We start from the raw sequence: 18,033 nt of genomic DNA, 5'->3' as shown, positions 1-18,033 counted from the left end.
ATGTCACATACCCATCCCTTTTTGAACAGGGAGGAATAATATGTATAAGTATATCATTCGTAGAATATTAGTATTCATACCGATGTTATTTGCACTATCCATCATTGTGTTTGCACTAGCCAAAGCAGCCCCTGGAGATCCCTTTACAACTATGCTTGACCCTAATGTTGACAGGCAAGTATATGAGGATCGGAAAGAAGCGCTTGGGTTAAATGATCCAGTACCTGTTCAATATGCACGCTGGATTGGTAAGGCTGTGCAAGGGGATTTTGGAGAATCGATTGTCTATAATGGTAGGCCAGTGATGGATTTAATTAGTGCAAGGTTCTGGAATACAATTTATCTTGGATTAGTTGCTTTGTTCTTTACTATAATTGTCGCAATACCTATAGGGATTTATTCTGCTAGAAATCCCTATTCATTACTAGATTATGCAGCAACTGGATTTGGTTTTATTGGTTTAGCTATACCAAACTTCTTCTTTGGATTGTTAGCCATTTATTTTTTATCCATTCAATTTGGTTGGTTCCCCGCGCAAGGAACGGTTAGTGGGAATGAAGTGTCAGGTTTAAAAGAATTTTTGGATCGTTTGCATCACATGTTTTTACCTGGTATCACACTTGGGCTTGCTAGTACGGCTACATACATGCGCTATATGAGGTCAGAGGTCTTAGATGTTTTAGGAAGTGACTATATTCGAACAGCTAAGGCGAAAGGAATGGCCGACCGCAATGTATTATACAAGCATACTTTAAGAAATGCGTTAATCCCGATTATCACACTTATGGGATTTGAATTTGGTGTATTAGTTGGAGGGGCCGTTATCACTGAGAGAGTATTCAATTATCCTGGTCTCGGAACGTTATTTTTAGATGCCATTATTAACCGTGATTATCCGATTGTTATGGCACTGACCCTTATTTTGGTGTATTCATATTAGTTGGAAATTTACTTGCGGATATATTCTATAGCATCGTCGATCCGAGAATTCGTTATGATTAGAGGTGAATGACATGGAAATGGAAACGCTGAAAACACCTAACTCAAACCCAGAATACTCTGAGCATGAAGAAACTAAAAGTAAAAGCCCTTATCAATTAGCTTTAAGACGTTTATGAAAAACAAGCTAGCAGTTCTTGGTGTGCTTACGATGGTAATTATACTTGCGATGTCTTTCTCAGCACCATTATTAACGGATCACAATCCTACTGAAACAAATATGTTAATGGTTGAACAACCTCCGAGTGATGAACACATTCTAGGTACAGACGGATCCGGACGAGATAACTGGTCACGTTTACTGTATGGTTCAAGAGTATCATTAATTGTTGGTTTTAGTGCCATGTTCTTTACAGTATTAATTGGTGTTATATTAGGCTCTTTATCAGGATACTATGGTGGTTTAGTGGATGCGTTTTATTATGAGGTTTACGGATCTCATTTTAGCACTCCCTTTCCTTGTATTAGCCTTAACTATTATGTCTTTAGTTGAAAATATTACCGTCACTCTGTTTGTGGCAATTATTGCTTTAGTGAGCTGGCCAACATTAACTAGGATTGTTAGAGGTTCGTTTTTATCATTACGTGAACAAGAATTTGTTTTAGGAGCGAAAGCAATCGGGTCATCTGATAGACGGATTGTGTTTAGACATATGATTCCAAATGCGATTGGGCCTATTGTAGTTAATGCGACACTTATGGTTGCGATTATGATTATAGCAGAAGCGGGATTGAGCTTTATCGGTATGGGGATTCCGCAGCCTCAACCAACCTGGGGTAATATGCTTAATGAAGCGTTAAGTGTTCGAATTCTAAGGCAGCACTGGTATACCTGGATTCCACCAGGATTGTGCATTTTAATTACGGTTTTAGCGATTAACTTTATAGGTGACGGGTTAAGAGATGCCTTTGATCCGAAAAGTAATCAACGATAATCCTGCTGAATTTTCAGTAGGATTTTTTATTTCCTTTAAAAAAGCCTCACTAACATACGTTAGGAGGCAAAAATAGAGTTATACTACGCTTTTAGCACTTTAAAACCAAATGCATCTAAATTCATAGTGTAGTCTATCTTTTTTCTGTCCACAAATCTATAGCATGATGATAGTTTTTGGTAACTCTATTTGTTGAGTTTGGCTACTATTATTGAGTGCAACAAGAATGGTTTCATTCTCATTTTTTCGTTCGTAAATGACATAGTTTTGTTCGTCATTCGCTTCTATGAAACTAAACTGACCTTCACCGCGTAAAAGAGGTTCCTGGTGTCTTAATTCAATCATCTTTTTAAAGAATAACAACATGTCTTGATCTTGTTTGTCTTCATCCCAAACCATACATTTACGGCAGCCAGGGTCTTCTCCACCTGTCATAGCAATTTCATCGCCGTAATAAATACATGGTGTTCCGATAAACGTTAATTGGAAGACGTACATGAGCTTAGCCAAATTCTTATCACCTTTAGTTTGCGTTAAAACACGAGGTGTGTCATGGCTACCTAGTAAGTTGAACGCGACTTCATTAACACTTTCAGGATAAGCTGCTAAGACTTGATTTATTTGATGTGAAAATTGTTTTGAATGAATCGTTCGACGGGCAAAAAGTTAAGCGTAGCTTCTGTAAAGGGGTAATTCATGACGGCATCGAATTGATCCCCTTGAAGCCAAGGCATTGAATCATGCCAGATTTCACCCAGAATATAAACGTCATCTTTCACAGTCTTAACTTCCTGTCTAAACTCACGCCAAAATGATGATCGATTTCATTTGCGACATCTAAACGCCAACCATCGATATCAAATTCCTCGATCCAATATTTTGCGACATCTAGTAGATATTGTTTAACTGCAGCATTCTCTGTATTTAGTTTTGGCATTTCAGGTACAAAGCCAAACGTATCATAATTAGGACGAGGTTCAAACTGTAACGGAAATTCTTTTATATGAAACCAATCTTTATATTTCGATTTTTCACCGTGTTTAAGTACGTCTTGAAAAGGTTCAAAATAGTAACCGCTATGATTAAATACGGCATCAAGCATGACACGTATACCCCGTTCATGACACTTTTGAATTAGTTCACGGAATGTTTCTTTATCCCCAAATTGCGGATCAATTTCAAAATAATCTATGGTGTCATATTTATGATTTGATGTGGCTTTAAATATGGGCGTGAAGTAGATACCAGTAATACCTAGTTCCTCTAAATAGTCAAGGTGATCGATCACCCCTTGGAAGTCTCCGCCAAAAATTGGATGGTGATGGGTCTTTGCTACCCCATTTTAGCGTTCCTTCTGGGTCATTCGAATGGTCACCATTAGCAAAGCGTTCGGGAAATATCTGATACCAAACCGTATCTTTAACCCACTTAGGTGCCTTGAAGACATCAATTGGATTTAAAAATGGCACTTTAAAAAAAGCAAGGCGGACATTGCTTAGGTACTTCTTTAAAATAACCACGTTCACTATAAATAATAGAATCACTGTTTTCATCATCTTTTAATGAGAAAACATAATGTGTACGTCTATTAATCGTTTTAATAGAGGTAAACCAGTAATCGTAAAGTTCATCTTGATAAACCACTTGCATATTGGACTCATAGAGGATCGGTTCTTCGTTTGACCAGTCGAATGGGTCTCCGTATATGAGTGTGACACTATTAAGGTCATTCTTTTTGGAACGTAATTTTATATGTAAAGTCTCATCATCGTAAGGGTATGCGTAGTTATTTTTAGGCCGATGATCAATCGCTTCTTTAAACATATTTTGACTCCTTCCAACAATATTTGTGCAATCGTTTTCACTTGAACTCATCATGTCATAAATCAAACATGGCCGCAAGAAAATTTTTATTTTCTGAAATCTTTTTATTCTTATAAAAACCTTTCAGGTTCAGGTACACAGCCCGTCTAATAGAAGTAAGGAAGAATATAATTTGGAAAATAGTCTTGCAATTTTGTAGATTAATTGATTATAATATACTTAAATTGTGCAAACGTTTTCATTACATAAACATACAATTGAAATCGCTTTCCTATCTTAGAGTAATGCAAACGATTGCGTAACTCATTTTTATCAATATTAAGGGGGATTTATATTTATGAAGAAGAGTCTATTTTGTTTATGGCTTTGCTCGCTTCACTTATGTTAGTGCTAGCAGCGTGCGGGCCAGACCGTGAATCTTCTGAAGGTCAGGAAGAAGGTCAGTCAGAAGAAACAGGTAGTGAAACCAATGAAGAAGCTTCTGAAGGTGAAGGAGAAGCGGATAAACCTGAACAGCTTAAAGTTTGGGCAGATGAGAAGAAGTCAGTAGGTATTGAAGATGCTGTAGCCGCTTTTGAAGAAGAGCACGGAATTGAAGTTGTTGTAGAGGAATTAGAGATGGCGACTAAGCAAAAGAACAGCTACGCTTAGATGGTCCTGCAGGTACAGGCCCAGATGTTATCACAATTCCGCACGATCAAATCGGTCAGCTAGCTTCAGAGGGAAGTATTGCACCACTTGAAGTTGATCAGTCAGTTTTAGATATTTATACTGATTCTGCATTACAAGCGGTAACGTTTGAAGGTGAGGTTTACGGCTTACCAAAAGCAACTGAAACACCAATCTTCTTGTACAATAAAGAGCATTTAGATGAAGCTCCTGAAACGTTTGAAGAGCTATATGAATTCTCTAAAGAATTTAATGATGGAGAAAAATACGGATTTTTAGCACTTTGGGATAACTATTATTTCGCACATGGAATTCTAGCAACTTATGATGGATACGTATTCAAGGATAATGGAGGAACACTAGATTCGTCGGACATCGGCCTTAACAATGAAGGTGCTGTAGAAGGTGCAGAATACATTCAAAAATGGTATGAAGAAGGTCTATTCCCAGAAGGAATCATTGGGGAGAGTGGTGGCTCTACATTAACAGGTCTTTTTGAAGATGGTAGAGTCGCTTCTAAGATGGATGGTCCTTGGTCAGTTCAAGGCATGAAAGATGCTGGTATTGACTTTGGTGCAGCGCCAATGCCTAAGCTACCAAATGGCGAATATGCACAAACATTCGTTGGGGTAAAATCTTGGAACGTTAGTAACCACTCAGAAAACAAAGAGTGGGCAACTAAGTTAATCACATTCTTAGCTAATGAAGAAAACTCTAAGAAACGTTTGAAGTTACAGCTGAAATTCCACCTGTAAAGTCACTTATTGAGGATCCAATTATTGCTGATGATGAGGTGGCAAAAGCAGTAGCTGTTCAGTCACAACGTGGTGTGCCGATGCCAAACATTCCTGAAATGGGTCAGGTTTGGGAACCAATGGCACAAGCGTTACAGTTAATTGCTATGGGTGAGCAAGAGCCTAAACCAGCGTTAGATGATGCGGTAAAAGCAATTAAAGAAAACATTGAAGCAAGTAAGAGTGAATAATAAAAAGAATGGGCGGTACAGTTGTGCTGCCCGTTCATTTATACATAACTTTTTAGCGAATTAAGTTTTGATTTTCCCTCTATGATGAGTTGGAAAGGGAGTATCTATTATGGACATATCAGAAGCTAGAACGAATCATAGAAAATTAGCCATGTACTTATCTGTTATACCGGGAGCCGGCCAATTTTATAATAAGCAGTATATTAGAGGATTCGCTTATCTGTTTTTAACAGTTATTTTTCTTTCTGCTTTTTGGGATTTAATTGATATCGGGTTGTGGGGAATTGTGACTTTAGGTGAGATTCCAATGGAAGACCACTCAATCTTCCTACTTGTACAAGGGATTATCGCTCTATTAGTCATTGCTATAGGTATCACCATTTACATTATGAATTTAGTTGATGCTTATAAAAACGGTAAGAGGCGTGATCTTGGTTTAGAAAGAAACTCGGTCCGAAAGCAATACCAGAATTTGATCGACACAGGTTTTCCTTATTTAATGCTATCACCAGGATTCTTTCTATTAATCTTTGTTGTTATTTTCCCGATCCTATTTGTTATATTGCTATCATTTACAAACTATAGCATTAATAACACGCCGCCTGCTAGCTTAGTTGATTGGGTTGGATTTCAAAACTATATTGAGATCTTCCAAATGGACACGTGGAGAAATACATTTTTTAATGTATTTAAATGGACGATTATTTGGACGTTTGCCGCAACAACTCTGCAGATTGCTGTAGGTATTTTCCTAGCTGTATTAGTTAATCAAAAGGATTTAAAGTTTAAGAAAATCATTCGTACCATTTTATCTTACCTTGGGCAGTTCCTGCATTCGTGTCTATCTTGGTGTTTGCAGGTATGTTTAATAATACCTTTGGTACGATTAATAACGATATTCTAGCATTTTTGGGTATTGACCCAATTTCATGGATGACAGATGCATTCTGGACAAAATTCGCACTTATTATGATTCAGTCTTGGTTAGGTTTCCCGTTTATTTTCGTTATGGTGACTGGGGTCTTACAGTCTATTCCGAATGAATTGTACGAAGCTGCGACTGTTGATGGGGCATCGATGTGGCAGAAATTTAAGACGATCACATTTCCAATTGTCATGTACGCAACAGCACCTATTATGATCACTCAATATACATTTAACTTTAACAACTTTAACGTTATTTTCCTATTTAACGGGGGTGACCCAGCTGTAGCTGGACAAAATGGAGCTGGATCTACCGACATTCTAATCTCCTGGATATACAAATTGACGTTAGAAGTTGGCCAGTATGGGAAAGCTGCCGCTATCACCATGATGTTATCACTCGTTGTTATTACGGTAGCAATTTGGCAGTTTAGAAGAACGAAATCATTCCAAGAAGAGGATATGATGTAATATGAATATGAAAACTCAAAAGATGATTAGATTAACGTTAACCTACTTTGCTATTGGGATTACGACATTAATCATATTATACCCTGTTCTATGGATTTTTGGGTCATCATTAAATCCAGGAAATAGTTTATCAGGGTCGAGCATGATTCCTGAAGATGCGACGTTTAAACATTATAAAGAATTATTTAATACCGAGAAAAGCGATTACTTAATTTGGTACTGGAATACACTTAAAATTTGTTTATTAACGATGATTATAACGGTTGTGATGATTGCGTTCATGGCATACTCGTTCTCTAGATATCGTTTTATTGGACGTAAATATGGATTAATGACGTTTTTTTAATCCTTCAAATGATTCCGAACTTTGCAGCCTTAATTGCGATTTATGTGCTTGCTGTTATTACAGGACTTATTGATACACATATCGCACTTATTTTGATCTATGTTGGTGGTTTGCTACCAATGAATACTTGGTTAGCTAAGGGTTACTTCGAAACGATTCCTAAAGAACTTGATGAATCAGCGAAAATGGATGGAGCTGGTCATTTTAGGATCTTTTGGACAATTATCCTTCCATTAGTTAAGCCAATCCTAGCTGTTATTGCGTTATTTGCGTTTATTACACCATTTACGGACTTTATCTTAGCTCGAGTCATCCTAAGAAGTAAGGAAAATTACACTCTAGCTGTTGGGCTGTATGATTTAGTAGCGAATAACTTTGGGGCTGAATTTACTAAGTTCGCGGCGGGCGCGGTCTTAATTGCTATTCCAATTTCGATTTTATTCCTATCATTACAACGTTATCTCATTTCAGGATTAACATCTGGTGGTACAAAGGGATAATCGAATAGCTTTCCTAATCCCGGTTATATCCGGGATTGATCATTTTGAACAGAAGTAACATCGATATAGTATTTTCATAGAGTAGGTGAGGACATGCAGGATACAAGCTTTGCAATACATCCAGGCAAACAAAAACATCAAACGATTCGACATTCCAAGACATTGGAAGTTTAGTTGAATTTAATCAAAGCAATTATTTTATTCATTTAAAACTGAACGTGCTCATATAAGTGTGTTATTTTACCGAAATGACATTGTTCGAGTGGTCATGAACCCATACAACGAACCTGAACTTGGTGGGAGCTATACACTCGAATTAAAACCACAGGATGTGGATGTGAAGGTCGAAGAACATGATGAGGAAATCTTTCTATCAACTCAGAAAATGAAAGTGGAAGTGCAAAAAAGTCCATTACGCATTAATGTTTATGATGCTGAGGGTCAGTCAATTGTTTCTGAAGGTAAGCAAGGGATGGCTTTCAATCGTGAAGGGCATGTCATTTGTTATAAGGAAGCATTTGCGAATGACCATTATTATGGATTTGGGGAAAAGACAGGTTTTCTAGATAAACGAGGAGAAAAATATACGATGTGGAATACGGATGTCTATGCTCCTCACAACCCTGAAACTGATCCACTTTACGAATCCATTCCTTTTTTATGACATTAAGAGATGGCCAAACATCTGGTATTTTCTTTGATAATACGTTTAAATCAACTTTTGATATGAGAGTTGACCAAACAGATTATTATAGCTTTAAAGCTGAAGGTGGTCAGCTAGATTACTATATTTGCGCTGGTCCGTCACCTAAACACGTGATGGAGCAGTATACGTCCTTGACTGGAAGAATGCCTTTACCACCTAAGTGGGGATTAGGCTACCATCAGTCTCGTTATAGTTATGAAACAGAAGAAGAAGTAAGAGAACTTATTAAAACGTTTAGTGAAAAAGACATTCCAGTCGATGCGATTCACCTTGATATTCATTATATGAATGGATATCGTGTGTTCACGTTTGACGGTAGTCGTTTCCCTAATCCAGAAAAATTAATTTCTGACATGAAGGAGAAAGGAATTCGAATTGTTCCTATTGTCGACCCAGGTGTCAAAGTGGATGCAGAATATCCTATATACCAAGAGGGTGTGACGAACGATTTATTCTGTAAGTATATAGAAGGAAACATTTTCTTTGGGGACGTCTGGCCTGGTAAGAGTGCTTTTCCTGACTTCACAAAAGAACAGGCTCGCAAATGGTGGGGGAAAAAGCACGAATTCTATACAGATAAAGGCATTGAAGGAATCTGGAATGACATGAATGAACCTGCCGTCTTTAATGAAACAAAAACAATGGATGTTGAGGTTATGCATGATAACGACGGAGATCCTAAAACGCACCGTGAGCTACATAATGTCTACGGGTATTTAATGGGAGAAGCAACCTATGAAGGAATGAAAGATTTATTAAATGGAAAGCGTCCGTTCTTACTAACTCGTGCGGGTTATGCCGGTGTTCAGAAGTACGCTGCTGTGTGGACGGGGGATAACCGTAGCTTCTGGGAGCATTTAGAGATGGCTATTCCGATGTGTTTAAATCTAGGGCTCTCAGGCGTTGCTTATTCAGGGCCTGATGTCGGAGGGTTTGCGCACGATTCAAACGGAGAATTATTAGCGCGCTGGACGCAATTCGGTGCTTTTACCCCATTTTTCCGAAACCATAGTGCCATTGAATTCGTCTATCAAGAACCATGGCAATTTGGTGAGAAGTATGAAGAGGTAATTAAAAAATATATTCAGCTACGTTATAAGTGGCTACCGCACTTGTACAAATTATTTAAAGATGCATCTGAGACAGGGGTTCCGGTCATGCGCCCTCTCTTCATGGAATATCCGAATGATGAAGAGACTTACCAGTTATTTGATCAATTCTTAATTGGCTCAAATGTCATGATTGCTCCGGTCTTAAGACCAGGTGTAAACGATCGGATGGTCTATTTACCAGAAGGTGTTTGGTACGATTACTGGACAGGCGACAAGCTAGAAGGCGGCAAGAGAATCATTGCTCATGCAGAATTAGATCATTTACCGATCTATGTGAAAAGCGGCACGATCTTACCTGAGGCAAATGTGAAACCATCGACAGCCCACGAGGTCGACCATATGACGATTCATATTTATCCAGATGAAGCTTCGACATCTTATGATCTTTATGATGATGATGGTGAAACATTTAATTATGAGCAGGACGATTATTTTTCGTTAAATATAACAGTTAATCATGAGGATGGTAACGTGAGTGTTGACACTACTGTAAACAATCAACAGTACCAACCAAAGTGGAAAGATATTACGTATGTGGTCCATGGTATTTCTTCAGATGTTCAGTTAGTATATAATGGGCAAAAAGTTGATTTTGAAGAACGTAATGGAACATTATCTTTTAATAAATCATGGTAGATAAGAGCATAGAGGGGAGAAAGAGTCATGACACCAACGATTAAAGATGTGGCTAAACTAGCTAACGTGTCACCATCAACCGTGTCACGTGTCATTGCGAATAATCCTAAAATTACACCGCGTACAAAGGAAATAGTGCGTGAAGCGATGGATCAATTAGGTTATCACCCGAATTACACAGCTAGAAGTTTAGTTAGTAAAAGTACACAAACCATTGGACTTGTGATGCCGAGTTCAGGTGACAAAGTCTTTCAAAACCCTTTCTTCCCTGAAGTCATTCGAGGCATAAGCACGATCTCCCATGATAAAACTATGGTATTTACATGACAACGGGCAACTCTGAGGAAGAAATAGCCCAAGGTGTTTGTGATATCGTCCAGGGCCGGAGAGTTGATGGATTAATTTTGCTAGCATCAAAAGTGAATGATCCGATGCATGATTATTTATTAGAACGTAATTTTCCGTTTACGATTATCGGTAAACCAGATCAACATGAAACGAACATTTCTTTTGTAGATAATGACAATATAAAAGCTGCATATGAAGCCACCATGCACTTGATTCGCCTTGGGCATAAGCGAATCGCATTTGTCGGTGGTGGAATGGAACTAGTAGTGACTGTTGATCGAATGAATGGGTATTTTAAAGCTTTAAAAGATGCGGGTATAGAACAGAAAGATGAATATATCGTCCACCACGAATTTTTAAGAGAAGGTGGACGTGATGCCGTTAACGAATTAATGCTTCTTGATGAACCACCTACAGGACTTGTGGTTACTGATGATGTGATGGCATTCGGAATCGTTAATACACTTGAACAGATGGGCCAAAAGGTTAAAAAGGATATTTCGATTGTAAGCTTTAATAACGTCATTTTTTCTCAACTAGCGAACCCTTCATTAACGTCCGTTGATATTAATATATTTAAATTAGGCTATGAAGCGGGCCAGTGTCTATTTGATCAAATTGAACAGCCTGACTTATTGCCGAGGAGAATTACGATTCCTCATCAGTTAGTGGTTAGAGATTCATGCGGTGAAGTTTAAAAAGTTTTAAGCAAATGTTGGGATGATCGAACATTTACTTCTAATTTAGTTGGTTAACCCAAGTATCTTTATCAAATTATTAGAAAATAACCTACACCACAACAAATATTGCAGAGCCGAAATATAAAAGCCGAGCCTTAGGAAAAAAAACGACCTTAAGCTCGGCTTTAAACTTTAATTATTTGTTTTGATCTTCATCATTATTTTCTAACTCTTGTGCTTCGTAACGTTCTCTCATGCGTTTATATCGTTTCATGTCTCGATTGGTAATCGGCACAATATCTGTCCGCACCAGCTTAACGATCGCAAATACCATCGTTAGCATCAGGATAGTAAATGGTAAGGCTGCAACAAGTGACGCAGTCTGCAGCGCCTCAAGGCCTCCAGCAAATAGTAGAACCCCTGCAATAGCAGAAATTAATACACCCCATACCATTTTAGCTGTCATGCTAGGATCTAAGCTTCCGCGAGAAGTCATACTACCAAGAATATAAGCTGCTGAATCGGCTGATGTAATCAAGAACGTTGCAATTAATAAAATAGCAAGTAGTGACATGATCGTTGATAACGGTAAGATGTTAAACAACTCAAATAGTGCAACGGTAACATCGGCATCAACTGCTTCTGCGATTGCTGTTCCATTGTTTAAGTCACTGTATAGTGCTGTTCCGCCAAATGAAGCAAACCATAAACAAGAAATTAATGGTGGTACAATCATAACACCAAATACGAACTCACGGATTGAACGTCCTCTTGATATTCGAGCTACGAAGGCACCAACAAATGGTGACCAAGCAATTACCCAGGCCCAATAGAAAATCGTCCAATCAATAGCCCATGTACCTCCCTCATAAGGAGTCAACCTTAGACTATAAGATACGAAGTTGGCTAAATAATCTCCAAGCCCTACTGTAAAAGTATTTAAGATAAATAAAGTTGGTCCTGCGAAAAACACAAATATTAATAGCAGTAAGACAAGCGTCATGTTTACATTACTTAAATACTTGATTCCTTTGTGCAAGCCTGTCGTGGAAGAAATCATGTAAGCAACGAATACACCTGCAATAATGAGTAATTGCATCCAACCGGCATTAGGTACACCAAACACGGCGTTTAACCCGCCGTTCATCTGCATAACACCGAGTCCAATAGATGTCGCAATTCCCATCACTGTTGCAATCACTGAAAGTGAATCAATCGTGTTTTTTATAGTTGTATTTTTACCTGTAATTGGTTCAAGCGCAGTAGATACAAGGCCATCTTGTTTTTTACGGTACTGCAAGTAAGCAATCACTAAACCAACGATGGCGAAGATCGACCACTGACTAGCGCCCCAGTGGAAAAAGGCGTAACTCATCGCAACACGTGCGGATTCTTCCGTTTTGTCGGGGATATCAGTAAACGGTGAGTTGAAATAGTGACTTAATGGTTCTGCAACCCCCCCAGAATACTAACCCTACACCTAAACCTGCTGAGAACAGCATACCGATCCAAGTGTAAAAAGGAAATTCGGGTTTCTCTTTATCTCCACCTAAACGAATACGACCGTATTTCGTAAAGGCTAGAACCAGCAAGAATATTGTAAAAATAAAGACTGCAATTAAGTATAGCCAACCAAAATTATATGTCGTGAACTCATACAAAACGCCTGCTACGTTGCTAAAACCTTTTGGATTAATGGCACCTAATATAACTAAAATTCCAACCACAAATGCTGAAATTGAAAATACAGGATTTTTCAATAAATCTCTCGTTTTCATTTATAGATCTCCTCACTCGTAAATAGTATTTTTATTTATAGAATTTAATTTATACATCACAAATAATCTTTGTAGAGGAGAATAATATTAGAGTCATCGTCCACTTACTCAAAACCCCCTATTGTATTTTTGTACATAAATTACTTTATTATTAATTTTTTTAAAAATTCAAATATGATTTATACATTTGAACGGATAAAAATGAGAGCTATTTCGAGGATGTTCATTCTAAGTTAACAAATTAAAAAAGATTTAATGATTCATACCCTTTTTATGAGAATTTGAAACACTAAATCATATTTTGAGTTCCTTGTCCATATAGTTAGACGAGGAGGTTTGAAGATGAAAAAATCATATACATATTACTTTGGGTATTAGCATTTATTCTATTATACAATTTATTAAAGTTGCCCCTTCCGGATCCAGATTCTAATCCGAGTGACGTTACGATGCCTTTAGCCGGACAAGTCATCGTGTTAGATCCAGGGCACGGTGGTGTTGATGGCGGGACAGATTATGGTGATGTGAAAGAAAAATCGATTGTTCTAAATACAACGTTATATTTAAAGGATTATTTATTAGCTGCAGGAGCAGAGGTTCATTTAACTAGGGATAAAGATTATGATTTAGCTCCTAAAGATATGAAAGGTTATTCCAAACGGAAAGCATATGATATAAGAAGAAGGGTTAATTTTATTCAAGACAAAAATGCTGACATCTTTATTAGTTTACACCTTAATTCCATGACAAATGAAAAATGGAAAGGTGGGCAGTCTTTTATTATCCAGGTGAAGATAACGAGGTTTTAGCAAAGTCAATCCAAGAACGTATAAGAGAAAACGACGAATACAAATAGGAGTGCTTTTTCAACTTCTAATATTTATATATTGAAACGGGCAGAAACAACTGGAGCGTTAGTTGAACTAGGTTTCTTATCAAACGCATCTGAACGCGAGAGGTTGTTAACAGAAGATTACCAAAGAGAGCTTGCTTTTTCAGTGTATCAAGGAATTATTGAGTACGTACAAGGGGGACAAGAAGCAGGGAATCAAGTTAACTGAGAGTTTAGTTATTTTATGTTATACTAGGCAATGGAAGTTAGGAAACTCGTCTTATGGACGAGTTTTATTTAGCATAAAATTTTGCAAACTCAAAGGAAGGTGTCGTTGTTGATTACAGAAGAGCGTGTTAGAGAGTTGCTCCAACCTGTAAAGGACCCTCATATACATAAAACATTTGAGGAAACCGGAGCAATTGAGAATATAAAAGTTAAAGAAGATAAGAACCATGTAAGTGTGAAAATTGCACTAGCTGAGCCTAACTCTGCTGAGCAAATGCAGCTTCAACAAGAAATCGTTGGAATGCTTAAAAAGGAAGGTGTTGCAACAGTAGGTCTTCGCTTTACTGAACTTCCTGAAGAGAAACGTGAAGAGTACGTGAGTGCAGCTAATGAAGAAAAAGAAGCAAATCTCATTGGACAAACAGGAACTAAATTTATTTCTATTGCGAGTGGTAAAGGTGGCGTTGGTAAATCTACTGTTACGGTTAACCTTGCTGTAGCGTTAGCCCGTTTAGGTAAAAAAGTTGGTATTGTCGATGCTGATATTTATGGATTCAGTGTTCCGGATATGATGGGAATTGAAAATCGCCCGCAAGTTCGCGGTGAGAAAATTATTCCCGTAGAACGCTTTGGTGTACAAGTCATCTCAATGGGCTTCTTTGTTGAAGACAACTCACCAATTATATGGAGAGGTCCTATGCTTGGAAAAATGTTAACGAGTTTCTTTAAAGAAGTTGAATGGGGTGATCTAGACTATCTATTATTAGATCTGCCACCAGGGACTGGTGATATCGCTTTAGATGTACAAGAACTGCTACCTTCATCTAAACAAGTAATCGTCACAACGCCTCACCCAACGGCAGCGTTTGTTGCAGCGCGTGCCGGCCAGATGGCGCTAAAGGCTGATCATGATATTATTGGTATTGTTGAAAACATGTCTTATTTTGAAAGTGCCATCACAGGTCAGCGTGAGTATGTCTTTGGTGAAGGTGGAGGCGACAAACTTGCTGAAGTGTTAGATACTGAAGTATTAGGTAGGCTTCCATTACAACAACCTTATGATGATGAAGATGTATTTGCACCTGGGGTTTATCAAGAGGATCATCCAACAGGGAAAATCTTCTTAAGTGTTGCAAACAAATTAATTAAGCGCAGTAAATAATGAAAGTCTGTCCGACCTGAGTTCGGACAGACTTTTTTTGATACATAAAATACTAACTGCTTGAGCCGCCACTACTTTGGCCTTCTTGTTGGCCGCCGCCACCACTGTCGCCGCCCCCGCCGCTTTGTTGCTGTTGGCCTTGATCTTGGCTTTGTCCCTCTTGTGATTTCTTAGCTTCTTCTGCAGCTTTTAATAATACTTCTTGCATTTGAGCTTTAAATAAAGGACTGCTTAAAGTTTCTTGAATCGTATCTTCTAAATAAGACTTGAATTGTTGACTTTTTAAGGCGGACTGAATCATTTTCTGCATCTCTTCATTTTGAAATAGCTGAATCATTTGTGCTTGATACGTTGAATCATTCATCAAGCCTTTCATTAATTTTTGGTCAGCTTCTTTTGTTGCTTCAACATAGGCTTTAACGAAAGAAGGGTCTTCAAATAATTTTTTGAAAAACTCTTTACCTTTTTACTTGTGACACTTTGTTCAACGCTCTGTTTAACTAGGTCTGAATTGAGAACAAGCTGCTGCTTCATCTCTTCTTCAGACAAGATTTCTTTGACGGCCTTCTTTCCGTCATCTGTCTTTAATATATCAACAACCATCTTTTTAGTGGCCTCATACTCAGGGCTTTGCTGTGAATTGCCTTGTCCTTGACTGCACCCGACTAATAATATGGTGAACACTAATATAAAGTGAAAAAATTTCATCATAATGACTCCTTTTAAAAGAGTTACTTACTTGTTAATATTAGATGGATGTGAAAAAATATACACAATTGAAGCAAGCAATAAAAGGCAATTAGTGATAAAATACGTTATGGTAAGGATAAGATTTAGGGGGAAAGATTGTGACAATACGTAAGTGGTTAAAATTCTTTTTAGTATCACTTGTTATAGGGGCTGTCACAACAGTTATAACAAGTTTTTTGTACAAACACATGCCTATACACCTTATTTAGAGCAAATAGATCTCTGGAATTTACTTGGCGCGATCTTATGGTTTATCGGATGGGGTTTAGTATATAGTGTTATTAGTCAAATGGGCTTCTTTGCTTATTTAACCGTCCATCAATTTGGACGTGGCTTTTTGGTTACTTTTGGAATCATGTACAGGTAGTTCTTATTTTATTCGTACTATTTGATCTTGTTTATTTTAGGTATACAAGGGCAGAAGACCCAGGCAGTTTATTTCCATATATAGTAGTGCCAGCGATGTTACTCATTTATTCATATGCGGTTGCGAAGGTTAAAGCTAAGGAAACACACCCTAGAGCATTTTTGCCAGCCTTGTTTTTTATGATTGTAGTGACAACGGTTGAGTGGATTCCGGCTTTAAGAATAGATGAACGTGAATGGATTATGCTAATGATTGTACCATTATTAGCTGTCAATACTTATCAGCTTTTAACCCTTCATAAGATAGTAGGATTTAATGAAGGACCGTCTGAACATCAATCTAAGCAAATAAAAAAGGGTAGCTTTTGCTGCCCTTTAATTGATTGGATTGAGTTTAATTTTGCAGGTGATAACAATTCCGTGACCGTGACAAATTTAAAATCCTCACCTTTTTTGCCTTAATAATGTTCTTTATAACTTTAGGTGTTGCCGTTAAATGATCCTGCGCACTAAATAAGACAATATCACCTTTCGATAATTCACCCGATATGCTTTTTGCTTTTTGGTTTGCATCTGTACTTTGCTGAATATGAGCATAAACACTCCAAAAAACAGTTCTGTACCCTAAATTGTTAATGTGCTTTACAACATCCTTGTTGTATTGGTTTTCTGGAGGTCGAACTAATGTAAGTGGCTCATAATCCAACCGTTTTAATGTTGATTCTCCATTTTTTATATCCTCAGTAATCTTCTCTTGAGGTAAGTTTCTGTAAGGTTCATCATAAAACCTAACAAACCAACCTCGTGATTTTCTTCAATAATTAATTTTGCTACTTCTTCATTTCTTAACGCCCATTCACCATTTATGAAAAAAGTTGCTTTAACCTTTTCTTCTCTTAATACATCTAAAATATCTATGATGACATCATCACCCCATGAAACGTTTACAGTCAGAGCGACTTCCTTTTCATCTTTTACAGCTTTACTTATTCCTCCTGCATACTGAACTTGTGATTGTGGCTCTAACACGTATATTGATGAAAGCTGGTAAGAGAAATAAACAATGCCTATTAGTAACCCAATGAATACCCACTTTTTCCAACTTGTCCAATTTAATGCAAAAACATATTTCACCCAACCTTTGCTTCATATTTTCTAGTGAAATGTATATGAAACTGAGTAACTGCTTATATTGATAAATACGCAGCAATAAAAGAGCTCAATTAATGTTATGCAATAACTATCTATTTTAGAAGGACAAGTTACAAATAAGTTGTTAAAAATCGTAGTGTTAGGGTGTGAATGAGTTGTTAGGATTAATGATTAAAGAACAAGAACAAAAAGAGTTAGAGTATTTGTTGAAAAGAGAAATGGATGAACTGATCTTTGACTTTAATTATGAAAACATGGATGGTCAGGTTAAAGAAGCCATAAAGGAAAGATACACTTTACTTTTTAATATATTTAAAAGACTGGCTAGTCATTCAACCTGTGTTCGTTACATACCAAGAAAAAACTTCCCAAATGTTAAGTGATCTAACTGCTTAATAATTATAAGAAAATTTTCAATTAATAAAATCAAAAATTACATATTGTCATGCACATACCTCTGTGATAATATAACTTTGTCGTCAAAAACGACACATCAAAAAACAAATCAAAATCAATTTAAAAAGTTGCTCAAAACTTATTGACAATGGTTTGTTGCTGTGATAAATTTAATTTCGTCGTCAAAACACGACACACATTTTGAACCTTGAAAACTAAACAAAATAGCCTGTG

11 protein-coding genes and 9 pseudogenes are annotated in these 18,033 nt (G+C 37.3%); 14 read left to right on the top strand and 6 right to left on the bottom strand.

Translation table 11 applies throughout. The annotated features are described in order from the left end of the window. Positions 1-40 precede the first annotated feature (40 nt). The 3 genes and pseudogenes from JCM13188_RS09935 to JCM13188_RS20885 all read left to right on the top strand — a co-directional run bounded on the left by JCM13188_RS09935 (position 41) and on the right by JCM13188_RS20885 (position 1,934). A pseudogene (locus JCM13188_RS09935) lies at positions 41-1,002 on the top strand (ABC transporter permease). A gap of 148 nt (positions 1,003-1,150) precedes the next feature. Next, entirely contained in the window at positions 1,151-1,492 is a 342-nt protein-coding gene (locus JCM13188_RS20890; RefSeq protein ID WP_369404954.1) for an ABC transporter permease, read from the top strand. Then, positions 1,410-1,934, top strand: coding sequence for an ABC transporter permease (locus tag JCM13188_RS20885; RefSeq protein ID WP_369404944.1), 525 nt, complete (start codon positions 1,410-1,412; stop codon positions 1,932-1,934). Before JCM13188_RS20890 ends, JCM13188_RS20885 begins: the two co-directional genes overlap by 83 nt. A gap of 168 nt (positions 1,935-2,102) precedes the next feature. On the opposite strand, the pseudogene JCM13188_RS09925 reads toward JCM13188_RS20885, so the two are convergent. Next, a pseudogene (locus tag JCM13188_RS09925) lies at positions 2,103-3,758 on the bottom strand (alpha-glycosidase); the annotation flags it as partial. A gap of 360 nt (positions 3,759-4,118) precedes the next feature. Here JCM13188_RS09925 and JCM13188_RS21800 point away from each other — a divergent pair. The 6 genes and pseudogenes from JCM13188_RS21800 to JCM13188_RS09900 all read left to right on the top strand — a co-directional run bounded on the left by JCM13188_RS21800 (position 4,119) and on the right by JCM13188_RS09900 (position 11,153). Next, positions 4,119-5,412, top strand: a pseudogene (locus JCM13188_RS21800) (extracellular solute-binding protein). Between the two features lie 109 nt (positions 5,413-5,521). Next, positions 5,522-6,807 (top strand): annotated as a pseudogene (locus tag JCM13188_RS09915) (carbohydrate ABC transporter permease). 1 nt (position 6,808) lies between these two features. After that, positions 6,809-7,653, top strand: a pseudogene (locus JCM13188_RS09910) (sugar ABC transporter permease). Between the two features lie 268 nt (positions 7,654-7,921). Beyond that, positions 7,922-8,317 (top strand): hypothetical protein, encoded by a 396-nt coding sequence (locus tag JCM13188_RS20865; protein ID WP_369404941.1) that lies wholly within the window; start codon positions 7,922-7,924, stop codon positions 8,315-8,317. After that, positions 8,314-10,107, top strand: coding sequence for a glycoside hydrolase family 31 protein (locus JCM13188_RS09905; protein ID WP_369404940.1), 1,794 nt, complete (start codon positions 8,314-8,316; stop codon positions 10,105-10,107). Before JCM13188_RS20865 ends, JCM13188_RS09905 begins: the two co-directional genes overlap by 4 nt. A 27-nt stretch (positions 10,108-10,134) precedes the next feature. Continuing rightward, positions 10,135-11,153: pseudogene (locus JCM13188_RS09900) on the top strand (LacI family DNA-binding transcriptional regulator). A 178-nt stretch (positions 11,154-11,331) separates the two neighbouring features. Here the strand turns inward: JCM13188_RS09900 and JCM13188_RS09895 are convergent. Then, positions 11,332-12,913, bottom strand: a pseudogene (locus JCM13188_RS09895) (BCCT family transporter). 449 nt (positions 12,914-13,362) lie between these two features. Between JCM13188_RS09895 and JCM13188_RS09890 the strand changes: the two are divergent. Together JCM13188_RS09890 and salA are read left to right on the top strand one after the other, a co-directional pair. Next, positions 13,363-13,974: pseudogene (locus JCM13188_RS09890) on the top strand (N-acetylmuramoyl-L-alanine amidase). A gap of 108 nt (positions 13,975-14,082) precedes the next feature. Continuing rightward, positions 14,083-15,135 carry an iron-sulfur carrier protein/transcriptional regulator SalA gene (salA, locus tag JCM13188_RS09885; RefSeq protein WP_054753802.1) on the top strand — a complete coding sequence of 351 codons (1,053 nt, stop codon included), beginning with the start codon at positions 14,083-14,085 and terminating at the stop codon, positions 15,133-15,135. Positions 15,136-15,187: 52 nt separating this feature from the next. Here salA and JCM13188_RS18940 read toward each other — a convergent pair. Together JCM13188_RS18940 and JCM13188_RS18935 are read right to left on the bottom strand one after the other, a co-directional pair. Then, positions 15,188-15,541 (bottom strand): annotated as a pseudogene (locus tag JCM13188_RS18940) (GerD family protein); the annotation flags it as partial. Continuing rightward, complete coding sequence (locus JCM13188_RS18935; protein ID WP_279401685.1) at positions 15,511-15,843, bottom strand: hypothetical protein; 333 nt, start codon at positions 15,841-15,843, stop codon at positions 15,511-15,513. The gene JCM13188_RS18935 and the pseudogene JCM13188_RS18940, both read right to left, overlap by 31 nt. A gap of 154 nt (positions 15,844-15,997) precedes the next feature. Between JCM13188_RS18935 and JCM13188_RS18930 the strand changes: the two genes are divergently transcribed. Both JCM13188_RS18930 and JCM13188_RS09875 read left to right on the top strand, forming a co-directional pair. Continuing rightward, entirely contained in the window at positions 15,998-16,252 is a 255-nt protein-coding gene (locus JCM13188_RS18930; RefSeq protein WP_279401684.1) for a KinB-signaling pathway activation protein, read from the top strand. After that, on the top strand, positions 16,207-16,713 hold the full coding sequence (locus JCM13188_RS09875; protein WP_369404952.1) for a KinB-signaling pathway activation protein: 507 nt from the start codon (positions 16,207-16,209) through the stop codon (positions 16,711-16,713). Before JCM13188_RS18930 ends, JCM13188_RS09875 begins: the two co-directional genes overlap by 46 nt. On the opposite strand, the gene JCM13188_RS20860 is transcribed toward JCM13188_RS09875, so the two are convergent. Then, on the bottom strand, positions 16,646-16,987 hold the full coding sequence (locus JCM13188_RS20860; RefSeq protein ID WP_369404951.1) for a polysaccharide deacetylase family protein: 342 nt from the start codon (positions 16,985-16,987) through the stop codon (positions 16,646-16,648). The two genes, JCM13188_RS09875 and JCM13188_RS20860, sit on opposite strands and share 68 nt — an antisense overlap. Beyond that, positions 16,984-17,385, bottom strand: a complete 402-nt coding sequence (locus JCM13188_RS09870) for a polysaccharide deacetylase family protein (protein ID WP_054753801.1) — start codon at positions 17,383-17,385, stop codon at positions 16,984-16,986. Before JCM13188_RS09870 ends, JCM13188_RS20860 begins: the two co-directional genes overlap by 4 nt. A gap of 173 nt (positions 17,386-17,558) precedes the next feature. Between JCM13188_RS09870 and JCM13188_RS09865 the strand changes: the two genes are divergently transcribed. Continuing rightward, the gene (locus JCM13188_RS09865; protein ID WP_054753800.1) at positions 17,559-17,786 is read left to right on the top strand and encodes a hypothetical protein; all 228 of its coding nucleotides are present in this window, start codon (positions 17,559-17,561) and stop codon (positions 17,784-17,786) included. Positions 17,787-18,033: the final 247 nt, after the last annotated feature.

The sequence above is a fragment of the Piscibacillus salipiscarius JCM 13188 genome (assembly GCF_001311865.1).
Taxonomy (GTDB): Bacteria; Bacillota; Bacilli; order Bacillales; family Alkalibacillaceae; genus Piscibacillus; species Piscibacillus salipiscarius.
Note: the sequence above shows the minus strand (reverse complement) of the source record. Positions and strands in the feature narration are given on the sequence as shown.